The following is an 11,647-nucleotide window of genomic DNA, read 5'->3' as shown; positions in this document are numbered from 1 at the left end:
AACTGGGGCACCAGCTTCCTGCCCCGCGTGGGCAGCGAGGTGCTGGTGGAATTCCTGCACGGCGACATCGACCAGCCGCGCATCACCGGCCAGCTGTACAACGGCGAGGTCGCCCCACCCTTCGGTGGTGGCATCGACGAGAACGCGCGCCATCCCGGCGTGCTCAGTGGCCTGCATACCCAGGCCCACGATGGCAGCGGCACCCAGCAGTGGCTGATGGATGACACCCCCGGCCAGCTGCGCACCCGCCTGCACAGCTCGCTGGCCGACAGCCGGCTGGAACTGGGCTACCTGATCGCCCATCAGGACACCGCCCGCGGCGCGCTGCGCGGCGAAGGTTTCGAGCTGGCCACCCAGGGCTGGGGCAACGTGCATGCCAGCGAAGGCCTGCTGCTGTCGGCCAGCCTGCAGGAGCGCGCGGCATCCACGGTGATGGACAACGCCAGCGTGGTGGCGCAGCTCAAAGGCGCCGAACGCAGCCTGGAGCAGATGCAACAGACCCTGGCCGAGCAGCAGGTGCCAGGCCTGGCCGAATTTGAGCGCACCAAGCAACTGCGCGAGCAGATCGACCCGAAGGCGCAGGGCCGCTACACCGGCGACGTGAACGGGCAGAGCGCGATGAAGCCCGGCAGCGACGGCCGCAGCCCTGGCGAGCAGCCGGTGGAACGGCTGGGCACGCCGTTGCTGGTGGCCGAAGCGCCGCACCACGTGGCCTGGACCACCGCGGCCAGCGCCGTGGCCTATGCCGGGCAGAACCTGCAGATGACCGTGCAGCAGGACCTGCACGTCAGCGCCGGGGAGACCCTCGCCACCGTGTCCGGCGAGCACGTCTCACTGTTCGCGCAGAGCGGCCCGCTGCGGGTGATCGCCGCGCAGGGGCCGGTCAGCCTGCAGGCCAACGATGGCGAGCTGGAGCTGCTGAGCGACCAGGCATTGACCATCACCGCCACCGACGAGCGCATCGACGTGCTGGCGCAGACCAAGGTGGTGCTGCAGGCCGGCAGCAGTGCGATCACGCTGGAGGGCGGCAACATCACCTTCAGCTGCCCGGGCGAGTTCAAGGTCAAGGCGGGCGAGCATCCGTTCATGGGGGCCGATACCAACCCCGCCATTCCCGAGCACCTTCCGCGAGGCACGCAGCTGGTACCGCAGCAGTTCGGGCTGCGCCTGGTCGAGCAGTTCGGGCTGCAAGGACTGGCCGGCAAACCCTACACACTGGACATCGGCGGGCAACGCTTCGAAGGCGAGCTGGGCTCCGATGGCAGCCTGATGCATGAGATGCCCGAAGGCGCGAAGCAGGCCAAGCTGAAGGTGTTTCCGTTCGGGGCCGACAACCACCCCTGGGAATGGACACTCGATCTTGCCGCACAGAAACAGACGGACGAGCATACCGGGTTGCAGTCGCGCCTGAAGAACCTTGGATTCTACGATGGCGCGGTCGACGGCGACTTCGGCCAGCTCAGCCGCATGGCCATGCAGCGCTTCCACCAGGCACGTGAGCTGGTTGGGCTCAATACACCCAGCCTTCCCGGCGTCACCTCGCTGGGCAAAGACCACGACATCTAGGACGGATGCATGATCTACGGCAATCACAACCTCCGACGAGGCGACCACGATGGAACGCCTGCGAACAACAGGCCGCCTCGCTGGGGTGGCGTCGACAACCCGCCCCCACCCACGCCTGCGAACGCACAGACACCGCAGAACCAGGGCGGCGCGACGCTGGCGATCCCGCAGCACGTACGCCAGCTCCAGCAGGACCTGCGCACGCTGGGCTTCATGTTCGTCGGCACACCTGATGGCGGGTTCGGCCGCGGCACCGAATGGGCGGTACGAGAGTTCCAGATCTATGCCAGCATGGCCAATGCCGCCCAACTGAACCAGGGACGGCTGCACGGCTGGCAACCCCAGTCCGGCTTGACCGCACCGGAAGTGATGGCACTGGGACTGCGCCCCAATTCCAATCCACCGGAAAGCTATCACGTCGCCTCGCTGGACCGGGTCGCCAACGGATCGCGCTACACCGGCCCGATCAGCGGCGTGATGAATGCCAATACGCGCACAGCGATGGAACACTGGTTGCGCAACAACTATCGCTGCCCGGTGGTCATCGAAGCATGGCAGGTTGCCACCGGCAACAACCAGCGCACTACGCCGTATGCCAATGGCATCAACATCTGGAACTTCGACGAGATCACGCAGGGCACCGTGCGCAATGCCTCCAACCGGGTGGTCGCGCGCGTCCGGATGTTCAGCAGGGACTTCACCGGACACTACACGCTTCCGAACGGTCGCCGTGATGATCAGTACCAGTCGCTGGGCAGCTACGCGCGGTTCATGACCTATGGCGGCCCGATGAGCGAAGTGCCCAACCATACGTGGGCCGAAGCGGAAATGACGCCGGAACGCTTGATCGGTCCAGCGACCACCACGGCAATCCTGGCCGCCACACCCAACGGCGCCGCAGCGTCCACCTATCGTGTTGTGCGTGCCACGGCCGAGCAGGAATGCATGGGCATGTTCGACAGCATCAATGCCTACGATGACGCTCTGGTCTCTCTCGGCCCGTGCCATTGGACCATGGGCCTGATGCCTGCCGGCGGCTATGACAATGGCGAGCTGCCTGGCTTCCTCGCCTACTTCCTGCATCGCAATCAAGCCGACTACCAGCGCTATCTTGGGAATCTGGGTCTTTATCCGGCGACGGCCTGGGCAGGCGTCAACACGGGGCCGCTCTGGGACCGCACGGGCCGGAAGTACGTGGGCTGGATCCGCCATCACGACGAACAGACGCAACCTGCACAGGCAGCCACCGGTCTGGCGCAGCTGCCCATGGTCGACCGGGCGACCCTGGAAGCAAACTATTTCAAGACCTGGCACTGGTTCTATCGCTTGGCCATGATCGGTCGCACCTGCGCGAACTTCCAGCAGGCGATGTGGGATATGGTGCGCTTCCGTATCCGCGATATCCGTTCAGCCCCTATCACGGTCAACGTGGGTGCCGTCCATATCAACGGCACGCTGGGCGATATCTACACATCGGAGAAATCCGTCGCGATCCTGCTTCGGTGGCATATCTTCCGTCCGGGCCACGTGACCGGCGCCCGCGTCAGGGATTCGTTGACCCGTGCCATCAACGGCCATGCCCAGTTGAACTGGTCGACGGCACCGGCGCAATGGACCAACGCACACGAGCAGGCGATCACCGCGCAGTTGCTCACTGACGCACTTTCCGTCAACGACACGCAGGATCGCCTCGCCAACTGGCCGACCTATGCCGGGCGCAACGGCCGCAACTACACCCTCAACAATGAGTTGGGCACCTTGCGCGATGGCCGCGGCTCCTTCCATTTCGATACCACGGGAATATGACGATGCCTTACGTCCTTCGCGCCGCGCCGCTGCTGGCCGGTCTTTGCCTGGCTACCTCCTGCGCGGCCAAGCAGCCTGTCGCCGACGTCCTGGACCGCGCCTGCGCAGCAGTCTCCATTGACGATCGGATCGAACTGCTGCCGCTGGAAGGAAAGCACGTCAGCGCCTGCCCGCCCGGAGATGATGAAGGTTGCCCCTACAGCGGGCAGCAGGGGAAGACGTCGTTGAGCGACACACCGGATCTGAACAAGGATGGCCGGAAGGATGCCATCCTGACCTACTTCGGCAGCAGTTACGGCGACATCGACGTGACCGACAAACTGGTCCTCGCCCAATGCAAGGACGGAACCTACATCCGTCTTCTGGAAGGAAAGTTCACGACATTGTCAGCACCTGCCATGCCCCATGCCCTGTGGCCTGAACTGGAAGCGACGCGGAATTGCCCGCAGGGCCACGGTGGTGCAGTCCGTACCGAGAAGATCCGGCTGACCTTCGATAGCAAGGCAGCACAGTATCGTGGACCTGCAGGCCTGAATCTGGCCGCGGCCTGCCAGGCTCAAGGCGATTGACCGATGTCACTGGCGGGCATGGATGAGCACTGACGCGAGACGCATTCGCAGACGCGGTCAATCTCTCTTGATCGCTTTCATGCTGACCATGGGCGGATGTGGTGGGTCGGCCCCCAAAGCGACGTTCGAGACATCTCCTGCACTATCCGACGCGGATCTGAAAGGTCTTTACCCGGGCACGCTGCTGAGGCAGGTGGTGTTCGAGGACATCGACGGCGCGGGCCTGCTGCTGATTTCGCGTAGCGAACAGACATCGCCGGCGCGGGAAGACAAGGAACCATTGGATCAGATCACGCTGCGTGCAGAGCTGTTCCGGCGTTCTGACCTGGCGGCGCCCTGGACGTCGCGCTGGATCCGGGAAGATCCGATCCAATGCGAAGGCCTGGACCTGGAGGCGGGCTATTTCCTGGACCAGGTGACGGCGACCGACCTGGACAACGATGGCCGCGCCGAGCTGACCCTGGCCAGCCACAGCTTCTGTGGCGGTGGGGTGGACCCGCAGCAGCTGCGCATCGGCCTTCGCCAGGGGGAGCAGTATTACGAAGTACGTGGTGAATCGCTGGTGGAGGTGGAAGGCGATGAACCCTTCGGCGGCGACCGGCAGGACGATCCTGCGCTGGCATCGGCTGCGCCGGCGCTGCGCGCGCACGTGGACAAGGTGTGGGAAGCGATCAAGCGCGGCCAGCCCGGCCCGCCGTGAACGCCGCGCCTTGATCCAACGCATGCCGTCGGCGTGGGCGCAGTGCTATGGTGGCGCCATCATGCGCCCTGGAGCCATTCCGATGACCCGAATCAGCATCGCCCGCCTCACTGTTGCCGCCTTTGCCGCGCCCCTGCTGCTGTCGGCCTGTGTCAGCACCCCCGGCCCGGAAGTAAAGGGAACGGGCCGCTGCGACGCCAGTCAGCTGGGCTGGGCGGTAGGCCAGCCAGGCAACGAAGATAACCTGCGTCGGCTGTCGCGTGAGAGCGGCGCCGGGCTGGTCAACCCGATCGGCCCGACCACCATCACCACCAAGGACATCCGCACGGACCGCCTGCGGGTCTACATGGACAAGGACAACATCATCACCGCCGCACGCTGCGAGTAAGCGCTGCCACGGGCTTCTGTAGAGTCGAACCATGCTCGACTGCTCTCCGGTCAGGCTGCAGGGAAAGCCAGCCGGGCGCAGGCTCGGCTCTACAGGGCTCAGGGTTCGGTATAGCCTGCGCAGTCCGGCAGCGCCTGGTCCGGATGGAACATTCCTTCGCTGAAGCGGAACAGACGTGTGTAACTGCACGCCGGGTCCTGCTCGGTGCGCAGGTCCTTCTTCTTCAGCGGGCCCTTGGCCAGTGAATCCTCGAAGCGCGAGGCGCCGGCAGGGAATCGTGTGGCCACGGTCTGGTAGCGCAGCACCGGCATGGCCTGCGCGACCGGGTCCAGTCCCAGTTTCGCCGAGAAACTGTACTCATCATGGCAGGCCCCGGCCCGTTGCCTCGCATCCTGTTCGCTGAAACAGGCCCGGATCGACGCATTGCCCTGCCACGGAACGGTCAGTACATCGTCATCCACCTGGATGTCGTCCTGCAGGTGGCGCACGCGTGCCAACTGCAACGTGGACGCATCGGCACCGCCGCCGGAATACATGCTGCTGAAGGAGACGATGCCCCCTACCAGTACGTTCTGGCGGGCGCGCTGCTGCGGGTCGGTCACCACCGCATCGCTACCCACACCGGGGGCCAGGCGCACGATCCATGGCCACAGCTTCAGTTCGCTTTCCTGCGGCACGTCGATGCTGACGTGGTAGACATGCGGGTCGCCCTTCGCGGCTCCCCGCTCCGACACCTCCAGTGTTGTGGGCCGATCGCCATCGTTGGCCACCGGCTGCACGCGCACGCACCATGCGCCATCGGCGGTGCAATGACGCACCCCTGCCGCGTCCAGCACCTGTCCCAGCGGCTCCATCACGTTGCCGGCCGCATCGCGCTGCTGCGGCAGGATCGAGCCCTGGGCCAGCGCCAGAAGCGGCGTGGCCAGCAGTGCGGCGCACAGGAAAGTGCGTGCTCCAGTGATGGGCATCGGGTTGGCTCCTGCGTGTGGAACCCCGATGGTAACCGCTCCCCCGTAGAGTCGCGCTTGCTCGACTGCATGTAATCCGGCAAAAGAGGCCGTCGAGCAAGCTCGACGCTACCTGGATCGTTTGCCTAACCGCAATCGCAGCCACCCCACCCCTTCGCCTTCGACGTCTGGCCAATGCCGGGGTTGAAGGTGTTGCTCGGGTCCAGCTGCCGATAGAACCCGGCCAGCGCCGGCTTGGCCGGATACAGGTGGCCGACATTGTGCTCGGCCGGGTACTCGGCGCCGCGCTGATCCAGCAATGACCACATCGCGTGCTCGATCGCCATCGGGTCTTCGCCCCTGCGCGCGATGTAGTCCTGGTGGAACACGTGGCACAGGAAGTGCCCGTAGTACAGCTTGTGCAGCAGGCGGTTGTCGATGTCGGCGGGCAGCTGCTCGAACCAGTCGGCATCGTCACGGCGCAGCGCGATGTCCAGTGCCACGATGTCCTGCACCTTCTCGCGATGCACTTCACGGTAGCGCACGGCAGCACCGGCCACCGCGAAGCGATGCAGGAACGCCTTGCGGCCCTCCTCTGCCGTGCAGTGGAAATAGCCGCCTTCATGGCCTGCGAAGAAGTCCCGCAACCAGGCCTCAGTCTGAGCAGCGTCCTGCGCGGACACCTTCAGCAGCAGATGATGTTCATAGCGCTGGCGGAACTCGCCCATACGCTTGGGCAGGTGCGAAGGCAGCAACCCGGTCAGCACCTGCATCACCCGGTCGGTCACCCCGCGCAGTCCCAGCCGCTCGAACCAGCCATCGACACGACTCTTCAGCGCAAAGGCGGCCGGCACGCGGGCAGTGCCGAGACGGTCGATCAGCAGGAAGCTGTCCTTGCCGTAGCGTTCGCCGATGTCATAGGCATCGCGGTGAATGTATTCGCCAGCGATCGGCAGGCGCTCGAAACCGGTCAGCAGCTGGCGCCGGATCGCGCTGAGGCTGTCGGTGCGGTTGCTGCCGATGTAGAAGACCTCGGCGGCCTCCTTCTCGAAGGTATCCAGGCGCACCGCGAATACCGCCAGCTTGCCGGCCGATCCCGCTGCCTCGAAATGACGGCTGGGGTCGGCATTGAAGCGCGCCGGGGTATCGGCATCGACCCGGCGCACCTCCTCGGCATAGCGCGGATCGGACGCGGCGCGACCGTCGCCATCGCCGACGTCGGCGGCCGTATAGTCACCGGCCTGCAGGCGTTGCAGGATCTGCTCGGGCGTATCGCCCAACGCGATGCCCAGATGGTTGACCAGCTGCAGCTGGCCCTGCGCATCGACCTGCGCGTACAACGCAAGCTCGGTATAGGCCGGGCCGCGACGCACCAGCGCGCCGCCGGAGTTGTTGCAGATCCCGCCCAGCACCGACGCGCCGATGCAGGACGAGCCGATCACCGAATGCGGCTCGCGGCCCAATGGCGCCAGGGTCTGTTCCAGCCGATCCAGCGTTGCACCGGGCAGGCACAGCACCTGCCGGCCGTCGTTCAACAGCTGGATGCCGGTCAGCCGCAGCGTGCTGACCAGCACGATCGGCCGCCCATAGTTGTTGCCATCCGGGGTAGAGCCGCCGGTCAGGCCGGTGTTGGCCGCCTGCAGGATGATCGCCGCCCCACCCTGCACCGCGGCCTGCAGCACGTGCCACAGCTCCAGCAACGTGCCGGGGCGCACCACCGCCAGCACCGGGCCGTCGCCGAAACGGTATCCACGGCGGAAGCGGCGGGTGGCCTTGTCACCGGTCAGTACATGGCGGCTGCCGACCGCATCGCGCAACTGCGCCAGCACGGCATCGTGGCCACTCACGGCAGGCTGACCAGCGAGTCACGGCCGATGTCGGCGATGCGGCGCGCACCGGTCAGTGTCATCGCCACGCGCATCTCCCTGGCGATCAGGTCCAGCAGGTTGGCCACCCCGGCTTCGCCCTGCGCAGCCAGTGCATAGACGAAGGCACGGCCCAGCAGCACGGTGTCGGCGCCCAGCGCCAGCATGCGCACCACGTCCAGGCCGGTGCGGATGCCGGAATCGGCGAGGATCTTCAGGTCGCCCTGCACGGCATCGGCAATGGCCGGCAATGCGCGTGCGGTGGACAGAACGCCGTCCAGCTGTCGGCCACCGTGATTGGAGACCACGATGCCATCGGCTCCGAACTTCACCGCATCACGTGCATCATCCGGGTCGAGGATGCCCTTGATCACCATCGGGCCCTTCCAGAATTCGCGGATCCACTCCAGATCCTTCCACGAAATGGACGGATCGAAGTTGCTGCCGAGCCAGCCGATGTAGTCCTCCAGCCCGGTCGGGTTGCCACGGTAGGTGGAGATGTTGCCCAGGTCATGCGGACGGCCGAACAGGCCGACGTCCCACGCCCAATGCGGATGGGTGATGGCCTGGCCGATACGGCGCAGCGAGGCGTTCGGTCCGCTCATGCCGGAGTGCGCGTCACGGTAGCGCGCGCCCGGCACCGGCATGTCCACGGTGAACACCAGGGTGGTCACGCCTGCAGCCTGCGCGCGCTCCAGCGCGTTGCGCATGAAACCGCGGTCGCGCAGCACGTACAGCTGGAACCACATCGGCCGCTGGATCGCCGGTGCCACTTCCTCGATCGGGCACACCGAGACGGTGGACAGAGTGAACGGGATGCCGCGGCTGTCTGCCGCGCGCGCCGCCTGCACTTCACCGCGCCGGGCATACATGCCAGTCAGGCCGACCGGCGCCAGCGCCACCGGCATCGCCAGTTTTTCGCCGAACAGTTCGGTTTCCAGGCTCAGGTCGGACATGTTGCGCAGGATGCGCTGGCGCAGCGCGATGTCGGACAGGTCGGAAACGTTGCGCTTCAGCGTGTGCTCGGCATACGCGCCGCCATCGATGTAGTGGAACAGGAACGGCGGCAGCCGGCGTTGCGCTGCGGCACGGTAATCGGTGGAGGCGGAGATGATCATGGGGTCAACCGTGTGGGGAAGGTAGACGCGAGGCCCGCGCACGCCGGGCTTCGTTGTCATCGAGGGTGCGCAGCGTGGTGTGCACGAACTCGAGGTGGGCATGCGCGGCGGCGCGCGCGCGTTCGGGATCGCCGGCCAGCACCGCATCCATCATCTCGCGGTGCTGGTCGGACAGTGGCGAGAAGGTCCTCGCCGAGGTGTAGAGCTTTTCGCGGCTCTGCGAGATGTTGGTCTGCAGCAGCTCGAACAGGCCGCGCATCACCTGCAGCAGCACCAGGTTGTGCGAGGCCTCGGCGATGGACAGGTGGAAGGCCGCGTCGGCCTCCGCTTCGCCGGTGGGGTCGTCCTTGCCGTGCGCGTCCATCATGGTCTGGAACGCCTGCGCGATGCGCGCGCGGTCCTCATCGGTGGCGCGCAGCGCGGCGTGCCAGGCGGTGGCACCTTCCAGTGCGTGGCGGATCTCCAGCACGTCGAAGCGGTATTCCGGGTCGCCCTGGAACAGCGGCAGGTACGGCGCCAGCGGTTCATCCAGTGCCTGCCGCGCGCGCGCCGCCGGCTCGGCCACGTAGGTGCCGCCACCGACCCGCGCCGTCAACAGGCCCTGGCTGGCCAACTGTGCGATCGCCTCGCGCAATGCGGTGCGCGAGACGCCCAGCTGCACCGCCAGGGTGCGCTCGGCCGGCAGCCGGTCACCCGGCTGCAGCCGCTGTTCCTGCACCAGGCCGCGCAGCTGCGCAGCCACCTTGTCCGAAATACGTTGCGTGCTCATGGCGCCATTGTGGCCCGAAGCGCGCAGCGGGTGGTCGGCCGACCGTGCATGGCTCAGGGAATCATCCAGGTCAGCCAGTAGGCCTGGGCCAGGGTGATCAGGCCGACCATCGTGGTGAAGATCAGGCTGTGCTTGACGGTGAAGCGGAACAGGTCCGATTCCTTGCCGGCCAGCCCCACCGCGGCGCAGGCAATGGCAATCGACTGCGGCGAGATCATCTTGCCGGTCACGCCACCGGTGGTGTTGGCCGCCACCAGAAGCACGTCGGACACGCCGATCTGCTGTGCGGTGGTGGCCTGCAGTGCCGAGAACAAGGCATTGGACGAAGTGTCCGAGCCGGTCAGGAACACCCCCAGCCAGCCAAGGAACGGCGAGAAGAACGGGAACGCATCACCGGTGTGTGCCAGTGCCAGGGCAAGCGTGGCCGACAGGCCCGAGTAGTTGGCGATGAAGGCGAAGGCCAGCACCATGCCGATCGAGTAGATCGGCATGCGCAGCTCACGCACCGTCTCACCGAAGGTCTGCAGCGCCGGACGGGCCGGCATGCGCAGCGCGATGATGGCGATCACCGCAGCGAGGATGATCGAGGTACCGGTGGCCGAGAACCAGTCGAACTTGTAGATCGCCTCGTAGCTGAGCGGCGCGTCCACGATCGGTGGCATCTTCTGCACCATCTGGTCCAGGCCCGGCACCGGGATCTTCAGCACCCAGTTCTCCAGCGGGCCGCCCGCCGCGAACAGCGACTTGAACGGTTTGATGCTCCACAGCGTGACCATCGCGGTAAGGATCAGGAACGGCGACCACGCCTTGGCGATCTGGCCGACGCTGTAGCGCGGCGACTCCAGTGCCTGTGCAGCGGCCTCGGCGCTGGTTTCGGTGTCGAAGCGGAAGATCCGCACCGGCTTCCAGCGACGCAGGAACAGGGTCAGGCACACCAGCGATGCCAGCGAGGCCGTAATGTCCGGCAGTTCCGGGCCAATGAAGTTGGAGGTCAGGTACTGCGCGATGGCGAACGAGCCACCGGCCACCAGCACCGCCGGCCAGGTTTCCTTGATGCCGCGCCAGCCATCCATGATTGCCATGATCCAGAACAGCACGATGATCGTAAGGAACGGCAGCTGGCGCCCAGCCATCTGGCCGATCTCGAACGCATCCAGACCGGTGACCTGCCCGGCCACGATGATCGGAATCCCCATCGCACCGAATGCCACTGGCGCGGTGTTGACGATCAGGCACAGGCCGGCGGCATACAGCGGCTTGAAGCCCAGCCCGACCAGCAGCGCCGCGGTGATCGCCACCGGCGCGCCGAAGCCGGCCGCACCTTCCAGGAAGGCGCCGAAGGCGAAGCCGACCATCAGCATCTGCAGGCGCTGGTCCTCGGTGACCGACAGGATCGAGGCACGGATGATGTCGAACTGCCCGGTCTTGACCGAGACTTTGTACAGGAACACCGCGCCGATGATGATCCAGGCGATCGGCCAAAGGCCGTAGACGAAGCCGAAGCCGGCTGCGCCCAACGCCTGGGCCAGCGGCATGCGATAGAACAGCAGCGCCACGCCCAGCGCGATGGCCACGGTGATCGTGCCGGCGAGCCAGCCCTTCATCCGCAATACGGCCAGGGCGATGAAGAAGAACGCGATCGGCAGCAGCGCGATCAGGCTGGACAACCACAGGTTGCCGGCGGGGTCGTACAGGTGTTGCCAGGGCTGCATGAAGGCTCTCGACTGGGGGCGGGATGTGCTCCACCGCAGGCGGTGGGTCGCCGAGGCCGCCGATTATTGGTCGTACCAATAATAATTTCGATCAGGCCGCGTGCAGCGGATTTAACCGCCATCCCGGTGGAGAGCCTATTAGACCATAGGGCTAGTCGCTATATTGGTCCTACCATTATGAATGGCTGTGGTAGTGCGCGGCGGGGG

At 66.0% G+C, this 11,647-nt stretch carries 10 protein-coding genes; 5 read left to right on the top strand and 5 right to left on the bottom strand.

Annotated elements, in window-relative coordinates:
- The 5 genes from O0J73_RS19020 to O0J73_RS19000 form a co-directional block, all read left to right on the top strand.
- Positions 1-1,566, top strand: a 1,566-nt coding sequence (locus tag O0J73_RS19020; RefSeq protein WP_308309382.1) for a DUF2345 domain-containing protein, incomplete at its 5' end; no start/stop codon positions are given.
- Positions 1,567-1,575: 9 nt separating this feature from the next.
- A complete protein-coding gene (locus O0J73_RS19015) occupies positions 1,576-3,372 on the top strand; it encodes a peptidoglycan-binding protein (protein WP_308309381.1) in 1,797 nt (598 codons plus the stop codon).
- Between the two features lie 2 nt (positions 3,373-3,374).
- On the top strand, positions 3,375-3,941 hold the full coding sequence (locus O0J73_RS19010; RefSeq protein WP_197564850.1) for a hypothetical protein: 567 nt from the start codon (positions 3,375-3,377) through the stop codon (positions 3,939-3,941).
- 22 nt (positions 3,942-3,963) lie between these two features.
- Positions 3,964-4,641 (top strand): hypothetical protein, encoded by a 678-nt coding sequence (locus tag O0J73_RS19005; protein WP_308309380.1) that lies wholly within the window; start codon positions 3,964-3,966, stop codon positions 4,639-4,641.
- Positions 4,642-4,732: 91 nt separating this feature from the next.
- Positions 4,733-5,029 carry a hypothetical protein gene (locus O0J73_RS19000; protein ID WP_308309383.1) on the top strand — a complete coding sequence of 99 codons (297 nt, stop codon included), beginning with the start codon at positions 4,733-4,735 and terminating at the stop codon, positions 5,027-5,029.
- A gap of 98 nt (positions 5,030-5,127) precedes the next feature.
- Here the strand turns inward: O0J73_RS19000 and O0J73_RS18995 are convergent, their stop codons facing one another.
- The 5 genes from O0J73_RS18995 to lldP form a co-directional block, all read right to left on the bottom strand.
- Positions 5,128-5,997, bottom strand: coding sequence for a hypothetical protein (locus O0J73_RS18995; RefSeq protein ID WP_308309378.1), 870 nt, complete (start codon positions 5,995-5,997; stop codon positions 5,128-5,130).
- Between the two features lie 125 nt (positions 5,998-6,122).
- The gene (dld, locus tag O0J73_RS18990; RefSeq protein WP_308309377.1) at positions 6,123-7,823 is read right to left on the bottom strand and encodes a D-lactate dehydrogenase; all 1,701 of its coding nucleotides are present in this window, start codon (positions 7,821-7,823) and stop codon (positions 6,123-6,125) included.
- Complete coding sequence (lldD, locus tag O0J73_RS18985; RefSeq protein ID WP_308309376.1) at positions 7,820-8,959, bottom strand: FMN-dependent L-lactate dehydrogenase LldD; 1,140 nt, start codon at positions 8,957-8,959, stop codon at positions 7,820-7,822. Before lldD ends, dld begins: the two co-directional genes overlap by 4 nt.
- 4 nt (positions 8,960-8,963) lie before the next feature.
- Entirely contained in the window at positions 8,964-9,728 is a 765-nt protein-coding gene (lldR, locus tag O0J73_RS18980; protein WP_012511377.1) for a transcriptional regulator LldR, read from the bottom strand.
- 53 nt (positions 9,729-9,781) lie between these two features.
- On the bottom strand, positions 9,782-11,440 hold the full coding sequence (lldP, locus tag O0J73_RS18975; RefSeq protein ID WP_006451836.1) for an L-lactate permease: 1,659 nt from the start codon (positions 11,438-11,440) through the stop codon (positions 9,782-9,784).
- Positions 11,441-11,647: the final 207 nt, after the last annotated feature.

The sequence above is a fragment of the Stenotrophomonas sp. Sm6012 genome (assembly GCF_030985895.1).
Taxonomy (GTDB): domain Bacteria; phylum Pseudomonadota; class Gammaproteobacteria; order Xanthomonadales; family Xanthomonadaceae; genus Stenotrophomonas; species Stenotrophomonas forensis.
This window is presented reverse-complemented; position numbering and strand designations above follow the sequence as displayed.

Coding starts and splice junctions, on each gene's coding strand:
- O0J73_RS19015 (WP_308309381.1), top strand. CDS start 1,576: ATGATCTACGGCAATCACAACCTCCGACGAGGCGACCACGATGGAACG.
- O0J73_RS19010 (WP_197564850.1), top strand. CDS start 3,375: ATGCCTTACGTCCTTCGCGCCGCGCCGCTGCTGGCCGGTCTTTGCCTG.
- O0J73_RS19005 (WP_308309380.1), top strand. CDS start 3,964: ATGAGCACTGACGCGAGACGCATTCGCAGACGCGGTCAATCTCTCTTG.
- O0J73_RS18995 (WP_308309378.1), bottom strand. CDS start 5,997: ATGCCCATCACTGGAGCACGCACTTTCCTGTGCGCCGCACTGCTGGCC.
- lldD (WP_308309376.1), bottom strand. CDS start 8,959: ATGATCATCTCCGCCTCCACCGATTACCGTGCCGCAGCGCAACGCCGG.
- lldR (WP_012511377.1), bottom strand. CDS start 9,728: ATGAGCACGCAACGTATTTCGGACAAGGTGGCTGCGCAGCTGCGCGGC.
- lldP (WP_006451836.1), bottom strand. CDS start 11,440: ATGCAGCCCTGGCAACACCTGTACGACCCCGCCGGCAACCTGTGGTTG.